The following is a 17,112-nucleotide window of genomic DNA, read 5'->3' as shown; positions in this document are numbered from 1 at the left end:
AAAGTTTAAGAAGTAAGAAAAAAGGGAGATCAGCCTCAAAGAATTTATGGTTTTATGAAAGAAAAAGAAGATCTATTGATATGGTGGTAATGGCAGATGTAATTATAATAATTATCTTCTTTATGAACCGGCTGTATAATTTTACAGGTTAAATTCTTTATTAACCGCGGATAATGGAAAAGGAAAGCTTTATAAGCCGAAACTTATCCAATATATGTTAAACATAAAAATTGAATATGAATTTCACTACAAAGTGAAGCGAAAGTAAAGGAGAACGCTGTTATGATTCAAACATCTAAGACCGTTGCCGCTCGTTTTTTTACGGAGCGTTTCTTTGATCAGGCTGCTCAAACAGCCTACTATTTTTTGTTATCTTTTGTACCGTTTATTATCTTTCTTTTTTCTCTGCTGAGTTTCTTTCCAATTGATACAAACAATTTGCTGATATTCATTGAACCATTTACTCCTAAAAGCGCCTATGACGTAATTGAACGGTCAATTGAAACAGTTAACAATAGCGGTAAAAAAGTTTTATCTTTTAGTTTATTGGCGACTTTTTGGCTCGCATCTATGGCTATACAATCTTTGGTTCGCTCGTTAAATGACGCGTATCATATTCAAAGAAAACAAACGTTTTTGCGCGGTTTAATCAATGATTTAATTTTAACTTTTGGTTTTATGGTTGTGGTAGCTATTTCATTATTTGTACCAATTATTGAAGAGGTCATTCGACATCTGGTCCTAACAAAAGTCCAAGTTCCTGACATATGGTTTCAAAGCTGGACGACAATTAGATGGGGAATTGGGACATTATTTTTATTAGGCTTTTTTATTCTTTTTTACAAACTGATGCCAAGCGCAAGAGTAACGTGGAAAGATGTACTTCCAGGAGCTGTTTTCTCCACGCTAGGATGGCAAGTTGTATCTACCGGATTTGGATACTATGTCCAGTTTGGAAGCTACTCGCAAATCTATGGTCAGCTTGGAAGTATTATTATTTTAATGGTCTGGTTTTATTTAACGGCCGCTATTTTATTAATTGGCGGTTTAATAAACGGTAATAAGTTCATCAAAGCTCACAAGACAACGTATAGAGACGCGAAAAATGACTAGGGAAACCTGGTCGTTTTTTTTATATTCAGTTTTACAGTTAGAAAGTTTATCAAAAAAATATTGCGGCTAACTATTGAATATCTCGTTGCCTTCCCTTTACACACAACAAAAAAGCAGTAGGAGTTCACGTTGAGATGAGGTGGAAAATTGAATAATTTTAATCTGTTTTTAATCGCAATTATTGGAATTGCAGGACTGATTTGTTCCGGTATGTTAGCACTGATGGTTTATAGGGTTCCTCACCTTTCAAACTGGTTAGAAAAGTGGCGGCATCAGGAGTGGTTTTACTACACAATTTTATCAATAAGCGCATTTTTAGCAGTTATTTTTATTATTTTTCTTTTAACAGGCATATTTAGCAGACCGCCTAAAAAGAATTTAGCAATTGTAACTGGTGAAGGCAAAATAACAATTTCTAAAGCAACAATCGAATCTACAGCTTTACGAGCAATTAGAAGCTTTCAGGGAATACGCTCTCCTGAAGTCCAGGCATCTATTCATTCTCGCAAAGAAAAAGTTAGTCTGTATATCAACTGTTCGTTGTTTGGACGAGATCGACTACCAACACTAGGAAAAGAAATGCAGCTTGAAACAAAACGCGCCGTGGAGGCCTTACTCGAGCTTCCCGTTCACTCGGTCCGTATTGACTTAACAGATACACAAACACGAAAGAAAGAGCGTGTTGTGTGATGAAGGAGGGACATAATGAGTACTCCTGATAAATTGATTCCGTACCGTGGCCGAGTACTTGGTATTCTGGCAGGTTTAGTGTTGGCAATTTTGTTATTAACAATTGGTTTTGGTCCCACGCTGCTAATTGTAGCTTTTATGGGAATTGGTTATGTAATCGGGAAGTGGCGAGACGGTCATTTAGACATAAATGCTTGGGTAGGATTCTTTACTAAAGGAAGATAGAAAATCACTTTAAGGGAGATGTTAGTTATGGCAGTTAATGAAACAAATACACCAGTAAAATCACAGGAAAATACACATCAAAATACGTTAACATTTGAAGATCAAGTCATTAAAAAAATTGCTGGAATTGCAGCTAATGAAATTAAAGGAATTTTATCAATGAGCGGCGGATTTATGAGCGGGTTAACAGATCGCTTCCGCGGCACTGAAGATATCACAAAAGGGATTAACGCTGAAGTAGGAGAAAAGCAAGTTGCCCTTGATTTAAAAGTAATTGTCGAATACGAAAAAAATGTTCCAGCTATTTTCTCTGAAATCGTTAATAACGTAAAAAAATCAGTTCACGAGATGACGGGCTTAGAAGTAGTAGAAGTAAATATGCATGTAGAGGACGTAATGACTCGCTCTGAATTTGAAGCGAAAACGGATCGAGACAAAGAGCAGGAGTCAAAGCGTGATCTTGAATAAAATATAAAAGGTAAACACTTCCATTCATCATATATTCTTTGTATGATGAATGAGAAGTGTTTTTTTATGGGAGGGAGAATTCTGTGATTTTGGTTAGTTCCTGCTTAGCAGGTCAAGCTTGCAGATATAATGGAAGCAGTGCCTTAGCTAAGGAAATTGAAGCGCTCGTTGAAAATAAAGAGGCGGTGATGATGTGTCCAGAACTGTTAGGTGGATTTCACACGCCTAGAGAACCGGCAGAAATTATAAAAGGAACGGGAATAGACGTAATAAATGGAAATGCGCGAGTTATTGAACGATCGGGAAAAGACGTGACAGATATATACATAGACGGGGCCTATAAGGCACTAAGCATCGCAAAAGAAATAAAAGCTACTGTTATTGTACTAAAAGAAAACAGCCCTTCATGTGGAAGTGAACATATATATAACGGAGCATTTTCAAATGTTAAATTAGCCGGTGAAGGGGTAACGACTGCGTTGCTAAGAAAGCATGGTTTTATCGTCATGTCCGAATCTCAATTTGCAGCTGAAATGCATGGAGACCCATCATAATCAAAAAAAGCGTACACCATGTGTGTACGCTTTTTTATAAAAGCTTATTTACTGTGAAGCGTATCTGCTGTGCTTTCTGTTCGCGTTACCGCATAAAGAGAGCAGAAAAGACCAAGCAAAACAAAAATAGATCCAACCCAGCCGTTATAAATAACAGAGTATTGATTAACGACAATTCCTCCAACATAGGAGCCGATCGCAATTCCTACGTGTGAAATCGCTGCATTGGTGCTGATTAAAATGTCCGACGTGTCGCGTGCACTATGAATAATTAAATTGCTTTGAGCCGGTGAGACCGCCCAGCTGAGCGCACTCCAAATGATCATAAGAAGCAAGAACACAACGAATGGCAAATGAACGCCAAAAGGCATAGCAATCATGCTAACAAAAAAGAGAGCAATCATGGTGATAACAGATGAAGAAGGGTTCCATTTATCAGAAACAGCTCCTCCAAGTCCTCCTCCTGCCACGGCAGCAAGACCGAAAATACCATAAATAATGGTCACCATCATTGTATTTAATCCTAGTGTTTCTTGTAAAAATGGTGTGAAGTACGCATAAAGCGTTAAATGGCCCGCAAGTACAAATAATGTTGCTAGGTGAATAGCGAGCATTTTTTTATTGCGTAAAGCTTTTACCTGAGTTTTTAACGGTACAATTGGAGCAGGAGCTAGACGCTCCATTGTAAACCAAACGGTAATCATAATAATGGCAGTCAAAATTGCAATCATAACAAATACTTGACGCCAGCCAAGCGCATTTCCAATCAGAATACCAAGAGGAATGCCTAAAACAAGTGAGCCGCTGATTCCCATAAATACGATGCCAATTGCTCTGCCTTGGTATTTAGGTTTTACCATTCTAGAAGCCATTGTGGTAGATAGTACAATGATAAAAGAACCGCTCGCAGCAGCAAGGATACGTCCAATCAGTAGCATATAATAGCCTGAACTGTAGGCTGAAAATACATTGCTCAATAAGAAAATAAATAATGTCCACATATAAACTTTTTTACGCTCTATCTTAGCCGTCACATTTAGTAAAATCGGCGCAGACAAGGCATAAACAAACGAATAAATAGAGATTAAATAACCTGCTTTTGCTAATGATACATGAAATGCATCGGCAATTAAGTCTAAGATGCCTCCTAGAATTAATTCGACCGTTCCAACAACAAAGGAAGCAATCGCAAGTATGTAAACTTTTTTATTCATCAAAAAACCCCCTCTTTAAAAAGTTACAACTAGAATAGTAACCTTTTTTAGAAAGGATTTCAATAGGTAATATTAAAAAGGTTACTAATGAATTAGTAACCTTTTTAATATCGCAGTCGAGTAAGCAGCTCCATGATCTCAGAATCTTGAAGAAGCTGCTCTTGATATTTCTTTGTAATATGGGTAAGTGCAACGTCATGATAAAAGAAATCAGCAAAAACTTTTACAAGCGGCTGCGACATGGTTTTTATTGCTTTCCATGTCTCATGTTCAATGCCGGCAAATAAAAGGTAAGCATCGTCAACAATAATCAACTGCGACGGCTCAAGGTTTTTATGATCATCTATTGGATTTAATGTATGTAAATGTTTGAGGGCAGTCTGCAAGTTTCCTATGGTTAAGACCTCGACGTTTACGCCTTGTTTCTCTTTTTCTTCTAGCAATGAGCGGTAATGTTCTAACTCATCATTCCAGGCGGATAAAATAATAGAAGATTCCGCTTCATGAATCAATTGTTCAATATGGGCAGAAATAGAGGATTTATCTTTTAAACTCCAAACATGGTCATCTGTAAACGTTTTTTTAATTTTATATGTTTTTAATTCATTAATGTCATTTTCAAAATCAGCAGTAAGTTTTTGAATGACGGTTTGAAGGGCTACCGCTGAGTAAAGTTTCTTTTTCCCGGACAATGTATTTACTACAATACCTTTATCAATTAAACGATTAAGCACTTCATAAATTTTTGCTTTTGGAACATGCGAATACGTAACAATCGAACTAGCATCCAGCGGACCATCATTCGCAAGCAGCGCTTCATATACTTGACTTTCATACTGAGAAAAACCAAATTTTTGCAGCATAATTTTCTATTCATCATCCTTTCTTTTTTTAAGTATATCACGGTTTGTAAAAGTATTACTAATTGTATCAGATGCAATAATCTTATTAAACTATCTTCTAAATGACCATTAAAAATAAAATAAGCTATTAAAGAATCTTTATTACAGTAGAAATATTTTTAACCATATACTTTCTATACTAAAACACTCAACATTGGGTAAAGAAAAGAAAGAGGTGAAAAAAATGAAGAAAAATGAAAAACTACTGTTGAAAAAAATGAACATAAAACAGCAAAGAGAAGTGGCTGCTCAGCTTGAAGACGTACTGGATTCCTTACTGTCCCTTGAAGAAAAATTATGCTCAGCACCTGATAATAGCGAGTGGCTCTCTTTACAAGCTCAGCTTGAAAAAAGAGAACATGAGCTGAAATTCAAGCATAAAATGCTGTTCGAAGAATGGACAGCACTATAAAAGACAGGCATTTTGTCTGTCTTTTATTGCATCTAAATTTTCATCACTCGAATAGGGCTAACCATCAAAATAGCTAAAATAATCATAAGGTAAGGGTTTACGTAATAAAACATGCCAAGCAGTGCGATAATTAGAGCGGGAAAAGGAATAGGAAGCCCTATAAAATAACCTATGGTTGGATTTGCACTAAATTTAGCTAATCTTAATGCGCCCATGCTTGGATAAATCATAAAACCGAGTACGGTTAGCCAAGAGTGGGGAGAAAGAGTATGAAATAGCATTGCAGGCGCTACGCCAAAGCTTATAATATCAGCCAAAGAATCTAGCTCTACACCAAACGCACTGTTAACTTTCAGCTTTCTCGCAATTTTGCCGTCAAATAAATCGAAAAAAGCGGCTAGAAAAATAAAAAGAGCAGCTAAGCGTTCGTAGCTATTCATATTAAAAGCTATGGAAAATACGCCGCTTAGCAAATTTCCAATCGTAAAGAGATTCGGAACCCATTTTAACAGTCGAAGAATCAATGTCATACAACCGCCTTTCACAGTGTGTACGATTAGTGTAACTGTTAAATCGTATTATTATGTGAGATGTCAGATAAAAAGAAGGTAGTATTGAAACCTGGCTGTTGTTCCTGTAATATATATATATCGTATAATACGATAATAACTAAAAATACGATATAAAGGAGCAGGATCATGAAAGTAGAAGAGTTAAACAGTTATTGGACGTCTATTTATTATCATTTGCACTATACGCATCAAGAGAAAATTACACACCAAACAATACGTCTTTTACAGCATATAGATAAATCATCTTCGGTTGGAATAAAAGAAATTGCGGATTATTTACACGTTTCACATAATACGGCATCTGAACACGTAAAGAGAAGTATTGATAAGGGGTATGTATATAAAAATAGAGATATACATGATGAAAGAAAAGTAATTCTGCATTTAACAGAAGCAGGAAAAGACCTGTTAAAACGGAATTCAAGCTTGGATGAAGAAAAAGTATCAGCTATTTTACGCGAAATGACAGCATCTGAAAAACAGCTGATTCAACAGGCTTTTCAGTTATTGAGCGAGCGTGCAAAACATGTATAGTATCATCAAAATTTTAATGTCTGCTCTTATTATTGCAGGGGTAACAGAAATGGCCAAAAGATTTCCGACATACGGTGGAATTGTGGCTGCCCTTCCAATTGTGAGCTTACTAAGTATTATATGGTTATCAGTGCAAGGAGAAAAAAAGGAAGTGGTCAGTCAGTTTACACTCGGCGTTCTTTATGGACTGCCAGGCACTATTTTACTACTTGCTGTCGTCTATATTTGCTTAAAAAACTCTCTTCATTTGTTTATGAGTTTATCAATAGGAGTTATGTGTTGGAGCCTGTTTTTAGGCCTTCAAAAGATAGTGGTTAAACTAATTACTACATAAACTATTGGAATTTAACCCAATTTTCTGTAAAATGAAAGTCTAAGTAAAAGATAGGAGCTGAGTAGAGTTGAGTTTAGCAGAGAAAAAGTTAGGAATTGACCGAGTTGTTTTTATCGGCAGAACGTTTGAAGAGTATAGAGCTATGTTTAATTTGAATGAAAAGCATTTAAAAGGAAAAAAAGTGTTAGACTGTGCTAGCGGGGCCTGTTCTTTTACTGCTCATGCCTTGCAGCAAGGTACGGAGGCTACTAGCTGTGATATTGCCTATAAATTTACGGCAGAAGAGCTTGAAAAGAAAGGAAGCCTGGATTTAATTCATACGATGAATCAAATGCAGCACGTACAGGAACAGTATGTGTGGAAGTATTTTTCGTCTATTGATGATTTAACTGAACATCGAAAAAGAGCATTAAAAGATTGTATTGCTCATATGAAAAAGAATCCTGAAGCCTATCAGTACGGAGCACTTCCTAATTTGCCGTTTCAAAAGAACGAGTTTGATTTAACGCTTTGTGCAAACTTTTTATTTATGTACAGTGACCGTTTAGATTATACGTTTCATTTAGAGGCTTTAAAAGAACTGATACGCGTTACAAAAGAGGAAGTACGTTTATTTCCTTTAACGAATTTGAGCGGCAAGATTTCTACCTATTTGCCGCAGCTGTTAGAAGAGATTGCGCCTCTAGTAAAGGGAACAGAAATAGCAGACGTCCCGTATGAATTTCAAAAAGGTGCCAATCAAATGCTGAAAATATATGTATAACAAATATAACGAAAGCCGCTTTTAGTTAAAGCGGCTTTTTAACATTCAAACGTTTTTTGGCAGTTTGAGTATGTTTCGTTATGGTTTCAGATCCAAGCGCTTTAGCTAAACCGAACAAAGGCATATTCACGTATACTGATTCATAATTTCCTGCAGGAATGACGTACGTTTCATGATAAATGCCCACTGCATTCGTTTTTGAAGCCTGTTTATAAAAAGAATTCCAAGCTTTTAAGTGTTGAGGACCTTTGGCATAGGAGGTCAATTGATCAACTGACTCCCAATATTGAATCAGCGTGATGGTTCTTAAATTAAAAGATCCTTGCAAAGATAAAAAGCCAAGTTTTTTGTTTGTATACAATTCGCGAATCATAGGAGGCATTGCTTTAAATACAGGGAACCATTTGTGTACGGCTGTCCATTTATTAATGCGCATTCCTATAACAAAGACAACCAACTCCTGACCGGGCTTAGCCATCACACGATTGGAATGAATCATAAATTATGCGCCTCCTCATCATATAATTTATTAATCGTATCTTTGCACCATTCTATCGAAGCACACGTTGTTCGTTTACCGTAGTCTAGGGTAATAAGCCAATACGTTCTGTCGGGAGAAGGGCTGTTAGAAATGCTGTCTTCGATTCCGCAATACATGTGATAACGTTCAGTTAGTTTCTGCTGAGCGTTTTTTAACTGGGAAATTGTGAGTTGCTTTTCTTGCTGACTACTAAAAAAGAGTTTTAACAAAATTTCATTTCTTTCGGAAGGGAGCTGCTTAATAGGTTCACGCAGCCAATCTTGCAGAACTTCTTTTCCTTTAGTTGTTATTACATACTCTTTTTTATCTGGTTTATCAGTTTGAGCAACGGAATTGACCGTTGCTAGTTCATTATTCACAAGCTTTTGTAAAGTGGGATAAATTTGGCCATAACTGATTTTCCAAAAATGATTTAAACTTCGATCTATTAACTGCTTAATTTCATAACCAGTTCTGCATTCCGTGGTAAGAAGTCCTAAAATTGCATATGTTGTTTGATTCTCCTTCATTTATTTTCCTCTCCTATATCTTTTTGATATATACATTACCATAAACAGGATAATATTCAATAAAAAAACGCGAGAGTTATGCACTCTCGCGTCTAAAAAAAGGTTTGTATTGCTGAACCATCATTTGCGAAGCAGCAATAAATAAAAAGATAAAGCCTCCACACATTAGCAACATGACAGCACCTATTCTCCATAAAAGCTTTGGCATCAGCATATCTCCTTTTTTGAAGTTATTACCTATAGTGTAAAGAATAGCTTGCAAAAATTCTAGTCATAACTACATATAATTTTATGACTTTTTTAGACTGACTCTTCCTTTGGATCATCTTCATCAAAAATAGGAACTTCCGTATACGTGTCTTCTTTTTCGAAAGAGGAAGAAGAATTCTCTTTTTCCTCTGGTGCAGGCTTCGTTTTACCAGAAGAAATATCTGATTTAGCGTTTTTTAACTCTTCCATGTCTTTTTGGATTTGGTCCGTGAAATCCTTTGGTATAGCTCCGCTTCCATATGTAGCTCCGATATTTAAAGTACCGCCGAGTTCTTTAATGCCAACTTGGCCAATATTGTTGTTTTGTTCGTATTTATCAAGAAAAAATTTATCAATATGAATAGGCGGGGGAGCATTTTCTAAAAGTGTGCCTTTTTGGTGAATCAATTTTACTTCTTCTTGAAGGGAAGAAGTCCGTTTTAGCATGTCCACCTGTACTTCAGTTAAAAGCGACATGCTGCGTTCTAATGCTGAAACTCTGTTATCTAGTTCGGTCATTTTTTCGATATAAGGAGCCATTTGTTTTTCTACAGATTGTTCTACTAACCGAGTTATATCCATATAAGGTACAGCGTCTATCTTTTTATCGCGAGGGGGTTGCATGGAGATCACTTGTTCCAATTGCGCTACTTTTTCCTTTAAAAATTGAAGCTGGTTAGCAATCTCTTTCTTATCTTTTGCATATGCGTGTTCAGCATTTTTATGAGTGCTTCTTTGTGAAGGTGAAGAATCATTGGAGTGCGAGGGCTGAGCCTCCAGCTTTTTTTTGAGCATTATGAGAGAACCAATTTGCGGTTCGAGTTTTAGAAAACGGTTCATGTGAACTTCAAGCGTGTTAATACGCTTGATTTGATGTTTGAAGTCCGCTAGCTCAGTATGAAGCTGTTGGTTAGTCTGTTTGGGGTTGAAAAATCCTTTCATAGACATTTCGCTTCTCCTCATCTTGGGCTTATTTCCGATGTAATAACAATTAGATAAATATAAATGGGTCCAGTTTGGAAATTCACGTTAAATTCTTTGCGTTTATAAATGCTTATGTGAATTATTGAATTTCATTCATAAAACTACTAAGCCTTATTCAATGTGAATACGTTCTTCTTGGAAAAACTGCCTGTGATAAGAAAGAATAAGCAGTCCATTTTCAAATTTCGCACGCAGATGATGCGCATCCGTAGGCTCTGGCAATTCAATAATTCGGTTAAAGTCTCCAGAAGGTCGTTCTTGTACAACCGGCTGTCCTGTGATGAGAGGGTGCGTTGAGCCTTTTAACAAAAGCCGGCTGCCTGAAACAGACACGTGCAAATTTTCTTTTAGATAGCCGGGCAAGTCAGCGATAATAATGATTTCATGTGGGGTAACGTAAATGTCAACAGGTGGAAAAGTACTTTTAGAAGCCTGAGGTGCCTGATATGAATCAGGAGCATTCATATCCATATTTTCTTTCATAAATTCGTTAAAAGCAGTTTGATCAAAAACACCGTTCCAAAAGTCATTTGTTTGATATTTTTTAGCAAATTCCATCCACTGCATAAGTTTATCAAAGTCCATATGGTTTCCTCCTTACCACACATCATAAAAAGATGGAATTTGAATATAGTTTGAAAAGGGGGTGGTTTAAATGGCAGGTGCATCTATAAATATTAATATTTTAATGCTAAAGATAAATTCCTTTGAAAATGCGTCTGCAGTAAATATCGGACAGAATTTACTAGCAGACTGGAATAATTCAGATAAAAAAACACAGGGATTTGGGCAAAATTTTGGTGATGATAGCGGCTTTATAGGAACGAGAAGCTGTGTCGATGATCGAGATCAAATTGACAGCCCATCATCTTTTCAAAAAGTGCCCATTTCATAGAAAAAGCCTAATAAATATAGCCAGTTCAGATGCAGGTTATATTTATTAGGCTTCCGATTGAATGCTAATAGATGAATAGATGAAGATATGCTGCTAGTTGTGCGCAGTAGAGGTAGAGGAGATGAAAAAATTAAATTACGCTATTTTTAACTGAATTTGAATCATTTACATCTGAGTCTATAATCCATGAGAACGGAGTTACGTTCGGAGAAAAATCTCCGTTTGATTCTCCCAGACCTTGATTACGTTTATAAGATACGAACACATCAAGCTGCTGATTAGGTCCTATGCTTAAAACAGATGAATTATCCAAAACGTTCACTTTGAAGGCTTGTAAGTTAATGACCATAGGCGAAAAAATCATATAGTTTCCTCCTTATTTATCATTTTTTGTTGCAAATGCATCTACATAATCATTATCTACAATTTTGTAAGCAGATCCCGTTGTAAAACATTGATCAGCGTGCTGCTGTCCGAAGGCCTGATTTTTCTTTGATGTGACATATCTTGTAACTTTTGACGTATTTCCAATAGAAATACTGCTTGCTTGATCAGCACTGCGAACGTTCAATTTTCCTAGGTTGATTTTTGTTGAGTCGAATAGCATATTATTCTCCTTTCAAACGACAGTTCTTCTAAGTCTTTAAAAGCTTATTGTAGCTTCTTTGAAAATATGAATAATACATGGATTCATTCAGAGAGCAGAAGTGGTCTACTGTAGCGTATTGTAGTTCTGTGTAAAACGTGAAAAGATTTTAAAACCTCGACAGGAAAAGGAGGGAATAATAAAAATGCACGATATTTTACATGCTGTAAACACATCAACAGTAAAAAGTGTGTTGGCAACGATTGTTCATGTAGAAGGATCCTCATATTTAAAAGAAGGAGCGTCCATGCTGTTCCAAGAAAATGGGGAGAACATTGGGATGTTAAGCGCTGGTTGTGTAGAAGCAGATATTGCTGAGCGCGTAAAAGAGTTGTTCGACACTGAGCACGTATTAACCGTTACGTACAATTTAAAAGAAGAAGGTGATGTAGGATGGGGACAAGGAGCAGGCTGCAATGGAATTCTCTATATTCTCCTAGAACCTGTAACTGTGAGGATGAAGCAAAATCTTTTGCGGGTGAAACGTCATTTAGATAACCGAAATCCTGTTTTGCATATTAAAAAATTAGAAAAAAACTTTATTCAAACAACCTCTTTTTATGTAGAAAAGACGGGCGAAATATTTGGTGGAAATAGCGACGCATCATTTTTTGCAACAGATGATTGGAATGGGAGAAAGAGCGGTATTCAACTTTCAAATTGCTCCTTGCTCACATATGCTCATCTACATAAACCAAAGCCTCGTCTAATTATCTGGGGAGCAGGCGCCGATGCAAAATATTTAGTATCACTTGCTGCCAATACGGGGTTTTCTGTTACCTTATGCGACTGGAGACCGGCTTTATGTAATAAGGAACATTTTCCGCTAGCAGAGGAAATACATATTGGATTTCCAGAGGAAGTAGACAGACAGCTGTCCATACAAAGCGATGATTTTGTTGTGATCATGACGCATAATTTTTATCGCGATCAAGAAATTCTCTCGCTATTAAAATCAAACCCTGTGAAGTATATAGGAGTTTTAGGATCTAAAAAGCGAACACTTCGATTATTGAATACTGATATTTCATCACGCATTCATTCGCCGGTAGGACTTTCTATAGGAGCGGTAGGACCGCAGGAAATTGCCGTTAGTATTCTTGCTGAATTAATTCAAAACCTCCGAATGTATGATGAAAAAAAGGGGCAAAAATGTCCGGATTAAATATTGTTGCTGTTTATCTTGCCGCGGGAGCTAGTAAAAGGATGGGCAGAAATAAGTTGCTGCTGCCTTTAGGTAATGGGTGTTTGGGAAGTAAGGCTTTACGAAAAGTGGTTTCTTCAAAAGTAAATCATACGATAGTAGTAACAAAGAAAGGAGATCAACTTGAGTGGGTTGACCCTACTCTTTTTTCAGAAGCATATCAGAAGAAGTGGAGTCATACTTCTTGTAGTAGCGCTTTAAAAGGTCAGTCTGCGTCTTTAAAATGCGGATTAAAAAAAGCAAAAGAACTAAACGCTGATGCTATTATTGTGCTGTTGGCGGATCAGCCTCTTATAAGTATCGTGCTGATAGATACATTTGTTTCTTTGTTTGAGAATCACTCTTCCGTTCCGTTTATTTCATCTTTTTATCAAGGAATTGCCAGAGCACCGGTTTTATTTTCAAAACAAATGTTTTCAAGCTTGGATAAGCTGCAAGGAGATCAAGGGGCAAGAAAAATCATAAGACAAAGCGGACCTGAAAATGGAATATTGTATGAATGGACCGACGCTTGCCTTTTTATGGATGTTGATACAAAACAAGCGTATGAGCGCATTAAAAAGATATACAAAGAGAAAAGTCGACTGTTTTGATTGATGGAGGTGAAAAGAGTGGAGGTCATTGGAAAAAGCGTTATTCGAAAAGATGCATTGGAAAAAGTAACGGGTACGGCTCGATATACAAATGATTACATGTTTAAAGGCTCCCTGCATGCCAAAATAGTAGTCAGCCCTTACGCTCATGCAAGGATTCAAGCAATAGACGTCCAAGCGGCGATTGCTATTCCCGGTGTTCACGCGGTTGTGACGGGTGAGCATTTGCCGTTAACCGGGGAAGGAGTTCGTGACCGGCGACCGCTTGCATTTGAAAAAGTGCGGTATCACGGAGAAGCCGTAGTCCTAGTAGTAGCAGAAACTCCTGCGCTCGCTGAGCGTGCGGCGAGTTCTGTTCATATTCAATATGAACCGTTGCCTGTCGTACATTCTCCTAGCGCCGCTATTAAGCCTGATTCTCCTTTAGTGCATGAACATATGCACATCTACAAGCATGATGAAACGGTGTATCCAGAGCCCGGCACCAACGTAGCAAACAGAGTTAAAATTCGAAAAGGCAATATAGAAGAAGGTTGGCAAAAAAGTGAGTTAATAGTTGAAGAAACATTTTCTCTATCTCCTTCAGATCACGCGGCAATGGAAACAAGAAGCGCCGCTGCTGAAATCCTTCCAAATGGATTAGTTAAAATTATCACTTCTTCTCAAGCTCCTTTTATGGTGAAAAAATTAATCAGTGAGTACTTTGAAATTGAAGCGGGAAAAGTGATCGTTGAAACACCGCTAGTAGGAGGAGGGTATGGAGGAAAAGCAGCTGTTCAGCTGGAGCTGCTTGCTTATCTAGCTTCAAAAGCTGTGGGTGGAAGGCTGGTTAAAATATTGAACACAAGAGAAGAAGATATGCTTACTTCGCCTGCTCACGTAGGTCTAGATGCCAAAATCAAGCTAGGTTGTTCTAAAGAGGGACTCTTGCAGGCTGCTGACATTCTTTATTTGTTCGACAGCGGTGCTTACGCAGATAAAGGAACGGACTTGAGTAAAGCAGCAGCAGCTGACTGTACGGGACCTTATCGTCTTGAACATGTTTTTTGTGATTCATTATGTGTATATACAAATCACCCTTACGCTTCTCCATTTCGAGGATTTAGCCATTCGGAACTATTATTTGCGTTTGAGCGCACGATGGACATCCTTGCTAAAAAAGCAGGTATAGATCCTTTGGAGTTTAGAGAAAAAAACGCTATTCTGCCGGGCGATACTACGCCTACGCAAGTACGTTTAACTTCTAGCAGCGTTGGTAACTTACCGGAATGTATTCGTCGCTTGAAGCAGCTAATGAAATGGGAGGAAGGGCAGAGAATAGTTCATGAAAACGGCCTTATTACTGCCAAAGGGATTAGCTGCGTCTGGAAAACCTCCACTATTGAAACAAACGCAGGTTCAGGTGTTATTCTCACATTCAATCCTGATGGAAGCGTGAATTTAATGTCTGGCGTTATTGAATTAGGCACGGGGACCAAAACAGTGCTCGCGCAAATACTGGCTGAAAAATTGCAGATGCCCGTGGAACGTATTCATGTGCGAATGGAAGTAGATACTCAAACGACTCCTGAACATTGGAAAACGGTGGCTAGCAGAGGCACTTTTATGGCAGGAAGAGCGGTTTTAGAAGCGGCTGAAGATGTGATTAACCAATTAAAAAAGATAGCTTCTTGTATATTTCGAGCTTCTGAGGAAGATATCGAAATAAAAAATGAAAAAGTTTTTTTACGGGATGAGCCTGAAACCTCCTTGGCCTTTAAAGAAATTGTATATGGTTATAAATATCCGAACGGAAATGCAATTGGAGGGCAAATCATAGGGAGGGGCAATTATATTTTAAGAGGGATGACCTACTTGGATAAAGAAACGGGAGCTGGGCGTCCCGGTCCTGAATGGACGGTAGCAGCTGAAGGAGTTGAAGTGGAATATAACCCTAGAACGTATAGATATCGTATTGTAAAAGCAGTCTCTGTTATTGACATAGGAACCGTGTTAAACGAGAAAATGGCAAGAGGGCAAGTCATGGGTGCGATGAGTATGGGCCTATCGTTTGCCGGAAGAGAAACATTTTGGTTTGATTCAAATGGTCGTATTTTAAACCCTCAGCTTCGGAAATATCGTCCTCTTCGCTACGGAGAGCATCCGGAGTACGTAGTAGAATTTGTTCATACGCCTCAATTAGATGCGGCCTACGGAGCTAGAGGAGTCGGAGAACACGGGCTGCTTGGTATGCCGGCTTCTTTAGGAAACAGCTTAACGGTGGCAGCAGAAACAGAATTAAACCACCTTCCGCTTATTCCAGAATTAATTTGGAGAATGAAAGAAGGGAATGCTGATGATTTCATTTGACTTTGAATATCACAAACCTGCTACCGTTTCAGAAGCAGTTGCCTTATTTCAAGAGTTAGAGAATCAAGGCAAACAGCCGCGTTATTATGCTGGAGGCACTGAAATTCTGACATTGGGCAGGTTGGGTTTGTTTGTTACCCATGCTGTCATTGATATAAAAAATATACCCGAGTTTCAAAAAGCAGAAGTCGATAAAGACTGGATGATTTTTGGTGCAGGTGTAACGTTGACTGAACTGGAAGAGAAAAACTTATTTCCTTTATTAAGTAAGTCTGCTAGCGAAGTGGCTGATCACACGGCTCGAAATAAAATAACGCTGGGAGGAAATATTTGTGGGCATATCTTTTATCGAGAAGCCGTATTGCCGCTCCTTTTAGCGGATAGTCAACTCGCAGTGGCAGATCTCAGTGGAATAAAGCTCCATTCGATTCACGATCTTTTTCAGCGGCGTTTGCAGCTAAAAAAAGGAGAGCTGCTTGTTCAGGTGTTTGTTGAAACAAAGTATGCTGACCTCCCGTATATGAGTATAAAGGAGCGCCAGCAGTGGGATACAGGATATCCACTAGTTACAGTAGCAGCTTTAAAAACAGAAGAAAACATTCGAGTAGCTTTCAGCGGAGTATGTTCGTTTCCTTTTCGATCAGCTGAAGTAGAAGAAGTGCTAAACCAGAAAGACATTCCATTAGAAGATCGACTTCAAACTGCTCTTGAGTATATACCGGCTCCAATTTTAAATGATGGAGAAGGATCGGATCGATATCGCAAATTTGTGATTAAAAATTTATTGATTGATATTTTCAAAGAGCTGGGAGGAACATAATGTGCTAAGAGATGAAGGGTATAGAATAACAGTTAAGCTAAAGGTTAATGGGGAAGAAAAAATGGTTGATATCCGAACAGCAGATACGCTGCTTTACGTATTAAGAGAAAAGCTGGGCCTTACCGGAGCAAAACCAGGCTGTTTAAATGGAGACTGCGGAGCTTGTACAGTAGGGATAAATCAGCGGCCAATGAAATCCTGCCTCATGTTAGCGGCAGAAGCAGAAGAGAAAGAAATAATGACTATAGAAGGACTGAAGAGTTCACCTATGCAAAAAGCTTTTATTGAACACTTTGCTTTTCAGTGCGGTTATTGTACATCGGGTTTTATTATGAATGCTCATTTGCTTTCCAAACGCCATCCTTCAGGCAGTGACGATATTATAAAGGAGTGGTTGGCTTCCAATATATGCAGATGTACAGGATATAAAGAAATTGAAGACGCAGTAAAATCTGTTTTACACTTTTCGGAGCGCGAGTGAGAAAAGAAAAAGCAGAATTAGAATAACACTTACACGTGTTTAGAATAGTATGTGCTAAGG

At 37.8% G+C, this 17,112-nt stretch carries 25 protein-coding genes; 15 read left to right on the top strand and 10 right to left on the bottom strand.

From position 1 onward, the window contains the following. Nucleotides 1–282 precede the first annotated feature (282 nt). From BG04_RS24835 to BG04_RS24815, 5 genes are all read left to right on the top strand, one after another. Nucleotides 283–1,113: a YihY/virulence factor BrkB family protein gene (locus BG04_RS24835; protein WP_034651593.1), complete on the top strand. Its 831-nt coding sequence runs from the start codon at nt 283–285 to the stop codon at nt 1,111–1,113. Between the two features lie 147 nt (nt 1,114–1,260). Continuing rightward, a complete protein-coding gene (gene amaP / locus BG04_RS24830; protein WP_034651595.1) occupies nt 1,261–1,803 on the top strand; it encodes an alkaline shock response membrane anchor protein AmaP in 543 nt (180 codons plus the stop codon). A gap of 15 nt (nt 1,804–1,818) precedes the next feature. Continuing rightward, a complete protein-coding gene (locus tag BG04_RS24825) occupies nt 1,819–2,028 on the top strand; it encodes a DUF2273 domain-containing protein (protein WP_016764344.1) in 210 nt (69 codons plus the stop codon). Between the two features lie 27 nt (nt 2,029–2,055). Then, nucleotides 2,056–2,496 carry an Asp23/Gls24 family envelope stress response protein gene (locus BG04_RS24820; protein ID WP_034651598.1) on the top strand — a complete coding sequence of 147 codons (441 nt, stop codon included), beginning with the start codon at nt 2,056–2,058 and terminating at the stop codon, nt 2,494–2,496. 83 nt (nt 2,497–2,579) lie between these two features. Next, nucleotides 2,580–3,050 carry a 2-thiouracil desulfurase family protein gene (locus BG04_RS24815; RefSeq protein WP_016764342.1) on the top strand — a complete coding sequence of 157 codons (471 nt, stop codon included), beginning with the start codon at nt 2,580–2,582 and terminating at the stop codon, nt 3,048–3,050. A 44-nt stretch (nt 3,051–3,094) separates the two neighbouring features. On the opposite strand, the gene BG04_RS24810 is transcribed toward BG04_RS24815, so the two are convergent. Next, a complete protein-coding gene (locus BG04_RS24810) occupies nt 3,095–4,264 on the bottom strand; it encodes an MFS transporter (RefSeq protein ID WP_016764341.1) in 1,170 nt (389 codons plus the stop codon). A gap of 104 nt (nt 4,265–4,368) precedes the next feature. After that, nucleotides 4,369–5,127: a TrmB family transcriptional regulator gene (locus tag BG04_RS24805; RefSeq protein ID WP_016764340.1), complete on the bottom strand. Its 759-nt coding sequence runs from the start codon at nt 5,125–5,127 to the stop codon at nt 4,369–4,371. 223 nt (nt 5,128–5,350) lie between these two features. Between BG04_RS24805 and BG04_RS24800 the strand changes: the two genes are divergently transcribed. Beyond that, complete coding sequence (locus BG04_RS24800) at nt 5,351–5,578, top strand: hypothetical protein (protein ID WP_034651602.1); 228 nt, start codon at nt 5,351–5,353, stop codon at nt 5,576–5,578. A gap of 32 nt (nt 5,579–5,610) precedes the next feature. On the opposite strand, the gene pssA is transcribed toward BG04_RS24800, so the two are convergent. Further along, nucleotides 5,611–6,102, bottom strand: a complete 492-nt coding sequence (pssA, locus tag BG04_RS24795) for a CDP-diacylglycerol--serine O-phosphatidyltransferase (protein ID WP_170943840.1) — start codon at nt 6,100–6,102, stop codon at nt 5,611–5,613. A 174-nt stretch (nt 6,103–6,276) separates the two neighbouring features. Here pssA and BG04_RS24790 point away from each other — a divergent pair, with 174 nt between their 5' ends. The 3 genes from BG04_RS24790 (at nt 6,277) to BG04_RS24780 (ending at nt 7,781) form a co-directional block, all read left to right on the top strand. Continuing rightward, nucleotides 6,277–6,684, top strand: coding sequence for a MarR family winged helix-turn-helix transcriptional regulator (locus tag BG04_RS24790; protein ID WP_016764337.1), 408 nt, complete (start codon nt 6,277–6,279; stop codon nt 6,682–6,684). Beyond that, nucleotides 6,677–7,018, top strand: coding sequence for a DUF3147 family protein (locus tag BG04_RS24785; RefSeq protein WP_016764334.1), 342 nt, complete (start codon nt 6,677–6,679; stop codon nt 7,016–7,018). The genes BG04_RS24790 and BG04_RS24785 overlap by 8 nt, the downstream gene beginning before the upstream one ends. A gap of 67 nt (nt 7,019–7,085) precedes the next feature. After that, complete coding sequence (locus BG04_RS24780) at nt 7,086–7,781, top strand: SAM-dependent methyltransferase (RefSeq protein ID WP_034651606.1); 696 nt, start codon at nt 7,086–7,088, stop codon at nt 7,779–7,781. 25 nt (nt 7,782–7,806) lie between these two features. Here BG04_RS24780 and BG04_RS24775 read toward each other — a convergent pair whose 3' ends face one another. The 5 genes from BG04_RS24775 to BG04_RS24760 all read right to left on the bottom strand — a co-directional run bounded on the left by BG04_RS24775 (nt 7,807) and on the right by BG04_RS24760 (nt 10,649). Continuing rightward, a complete protein-coding gene (locus BG04_RS24775; RefSeq protein ID WP_013083386.1) occupies nt 7,807–8,280 on the bottom strand; it encodes a DUF4188 domain-containing protein in 474 nt (157 codons plus the stop codon). Beyond that, nucleotides 8,277–8,831, bottom strand: coding sequence for a PadR family transcriptional regulator (locus tag BG04_RS24770; protein ID WP_034651609.1), 555 nt, complete (start codon nt 8,829–8,831; stop codon nt 8,277–8,279). The genes BG04_RS24775 and BG04_RS24770 overlap by 4 nt, the downstream gene beginning before the upstream one ends. A 76-nt stretch (nt 8,832–8,907) precedes the next feature. Beyond that, nucleotides 8,908–9,039, bottom strand: a complete 132-nt coding sequence (locus tag BG04_RS31710; protein WP_013057274.1) for a hypothetical protein — start codon at nt 9,037–9,039, stop codon at nt 8,908–8,910. A 92-nt stretch (nt 9,040–9,131) separates the two neighbouring features. Beyond that, nucleotides 9,132–10,028, bottom strand: a complete 897-nt coding sequence (locus tag BG04_RS24765) for a hypothetical protein (protein WP_034651613.1) — start codon at nt 10,026–10,028, stop codon at nt 9,132–9,134. A 147-nt stretch (nt 10,029–10,175) separates the two neighbouring features. Continuing rightward, nucleotides 10,176–10,649 carry an Hsp20/alpha crystallin family protein gene (locus tag BG04_RS24760; RefSeq protein WP_016764327.1) on the bottom strand — a complete coding sequence of 158 codons (474 nt, stop codon included), beginning with the start codon at nt 10,647–10,649 and terminating at the stop codon, nt 10,176–10,178. Nucleotides 10,650–10,719: 70 nt separating this feature from the next. Between BG04_RS24760 and BG04_RS24755 the strand changes: the two genes are divergently transcribed. After that, nucleotides 10,720–10,959 carry a hypothetical protein gene (locus BG04_RS24755; RefSeq protein WP_013057271.1) on the top strand — a complete coding sequence of 80 codons (240 nt, stop codon included), beginning with the start codon at nt 10,720–10,722 and terminating at the stop codon, nt 10,957–10,959. Between the two features lie 130 nt (nt 10,960–11,089). Here BG04_RS24755 and BG04_RS24750 read toward each other — a convergent pair whose 3' ends face one another. Together BG04_RS24750 and BG04_RS24745 are read right to left on the bottom strand one after the other, a co-directional pair. Further along, nucleotides 11,090–11,323 (bottom strand): hypothetical protein, encoded by a 234-nt coding sequence (locus tag BG04_RS24750; protein ID WP_013057270.1) that lies wholly within the window; start codon nt 11,321–11,323, stop codon nt 11,090–11,092. A gap of 12 nt (nt 11,324–11,335) precedes the next feature. Beyond that, on the bottom strand, nt 11,336–11,566 hold the full coding sequence (locus tag BG04_RS24745) for a hypothetical protein (RefSeq protein ID WP_034651616.1): 231 nt from the start codon (nt 11,564–11,566) through the stop codon (nt 11,336–11,338). A gap of 184 nt (nt 11,567–11,750) precedes the next feature. Here BG04_RS24745 and BG04_RS24740 point away from each other — a divergent pair, with 184 nt between their 5' ends. From BG04_RS24740 to BG04_RS24720, 5 genes are all read left to right on the top strand, one after another. Next, nucleotides 11,751–12,770: an XdhC family protein gene (locus BG04_RS24740; protein ID WP_034651618.1), complete on the top strand. Its 1,020-nt coding sequence runs from the start codon at nt 11,751–11,753 to the stop codon at nt 12,768–12,770. Next, complete coding sequence (locus tag BG04_RS24735) at nt 12,758–13,402, top strand: NTP transferase domain-containing protein (RefSeq protein ID WP_034651621.1); 645 nt, start codon at nt 12,758–12,760, stop codon at nt 13,400–13,402. Before BG04_RS24740 ends, BG04_RS24735 begins: the two co-directional genes overlap by 13 nt. A gap of 18 nt (nt 13,403–13,420) precedes the next feature. After that, nucleotides 13,421–15,751 carry a xanthine dehydrogenase family protein molybdopterin-binding subunit gene (locus tag BG04_RS24730; protein WP_170943839.1) on the top strand — a complete coding sequence of 777 codons (2,331 nt, stop codon included), beginning with the start codon at nt 13,421–13,423 and terminating at the stop codon, nt 15,749–15,751. Continuing rightward, nucleotides 15,738–16,571 (top strand): FAD binding domain-containing protein, encoded by an 834-nt coding sequence (locus tag BG04_RS24725; RefSeq protein ID WP_034651626.1) that lies wholly within the window; start codon nt 15,738–15,740, stop codon nt 16,569–16,571. The genes BG04_RS24730 and BG04_RS24725 overlap by 14 nt, the downstream gene beginning before the upstream one ends. Before the next feature lie 61 nt (nt 16,572–16,632). After that, entirely contained in the window at nt 16,633–17,052 is a 420-nt protein-coding gene (locus BG04_RS24720; RefSeq protein ID WP_137738787.1) for a (2Fe-2S)-binding protein, read from the top strand. Nucleotides 17,053–17,112: the final 60 nt, after the last annotated feature.

Origin of the sequence: Priestia megaterium NBRC 15308 = ATCC 14581, from assembly GCF_000832985.1 — a bacterium.
In the GTDB taxonomy this organism is placed as follows: Bacteria; Bacillota; Bacilli; order Bacillales; family Bacillaceae_H; genus Priestia; species Priestia megaterium.
The sequence above is the reverse complement of the archived record's forward strand: the minus strand, read 5'-3'. Positions and strand labels throughout refer to the sequence as shown.

What these genes read in the sequence shown, in the direction of transcription:
- BG04_RS24810 (WP_016764341.1), bottom strand. Translation starts at nt 4,264, where the DNA reads ATGAATAAAAAAGTTTACATACTTGCGATTGCTTCCTTTGTTGTTGGA.
- BG04_RS24835 (WP_034651593.1), top strand. Translation starts at nt 283, where the DNA reads ATGATTCAAACATCTAAGACCGTTGCCGCTCGTTTTTTTACGGAGCGT.
- BG04_RS24790 (WP_016764337.1), top strand. Translation starts at nt 6,277, where the DNA reads ATGAAAGTAGAAGAGTTAAACAGTTATTGGACGTCTATTTATTATCAT.
- BG04_RS24720 (WP_137738787.1), top strand. Translation starts at nt 16,633, where the DNA reads ATGGTTGATATCCGAACAGCAGATACGCTGCTTTACGTATTAAGAGAA.
- BG04_RS24765 (WP_034651613.1), bottom strand. Translation starts at nt 10,028, where the DNA reads ATGTCTATGAAAGGATTTTTCAACCCCAAACAGACTAACCAACAGCTT.
- BG04_RS24805 (WP_016764340.1), bottom strand. Translation starts at nt 5,127, where the DNA reads ATGCTGCAAAAATTTGGTTTTTCTCAGTATGAAAGTCAAGTATATGAA.
- BG04_RS24740 (WP_034651618.1), top strand. Translation starts at nt 11,751, where the DNA reads ATGCACGATATTTTACATGCTGTAAACACATCAACAGTAAAAAGTGTG.
- BG04_RS24825 (WP_016764344.1), top strand. Translation starts at nt 1,819, where the DNA reads ATGAGTACTCCTGATAAATTGATTCCGTACCGTGGCCGAGTACTTGGT.
- BG04_RS24820 (WP_034651598.1), top strand. Translation starts at nt 2,056, where the DNA reads ATGGCAGTTAATGAAACAAATACACCAGTAAAATCACAGGAAAATACA.
- BG04_RS31710 (WP_013057274.1), bottom strand. Translation starts at nt 9,039, where the DNA reads ATGCCAAAGCTTTTATGGAGAATAGGTGCTGTCATGTTGCTAATGTGT.
- BG04_RS24800 (WP_034651602.1), top strand. Translation starts at nt 5,351, where the DNA reads ATGAAGAAAAATGAAAAACTACTGTTGAAAAAAATGAACATAAAACAG.
- BG04_RS24725 (WP_034651626.1), top strand. Translation starts at nt 15,738, where the DNA reads ATGATTTCATTTGACTTTGAATATCACAAACCTGCTACCGTTTCAGAA.
- BG04_RS24755 (WP_013057271.1), top strand. Translation starts at nt 10,720, where the DNA reads ATGGCAGGTGCATCTATAAATATTAATATTTTAATGCTAAAGATAAAT.
- BG04_RS24785 (WP_016764334.1), top strand. Translation starts at nt 6,677, where the DNA reads ATGTATAGTATCATCAAAATTTTAATGTCTGCTCTTATTATTGCAGGG.
- BG04_RS24735 (WP_034651621.1), top strand. Translation starts at nt 12,758, where the DNA reads ATGTCCGGATTAAATATTGTTGCTGTTTATCTTGCCGCGGGAGCTAGT.
- BG04_RS24770 (WP_034651609.1), bottom strand. Translation starts at nt 8,831, where the DNA reads ATGAAGGAGAATCAAACAACATATGCAATTTTAGGACTTCTTACCACG.
- BG04_RS24745 (WP_034651616.1), bottom strand. Translation starts at nt 11,566, where the DNA reads ATGCTATTCGACTCAACAAAAATCAACCTAGGAAAATTGAACGTTCGC.
- BG04_RS24750 (WP_013057270.1), bottom strand. Translation starts at nt 11,323, where the DNA reads ATGATTTTTTCGCCTATGGTCATTAACTTACAAGCCTTCAAAGTGAAC.
- BG04_RS24775 (WP_013083386.1), bottom strand. Translation starts at nt 8,280, where the DNA reads ATGATTCATTCCAATCGTGTGATGGCTAAGCCCGGTCAGGAGTTGGTT.
- BG04_RS24760 (WP_016764327.1), bottom strand. Translation starts at nt 10,649, where the DNA reads ATGGACTTTGATAAACTTATGCAGTGGATGGAATTTGCTAAAAAATAT.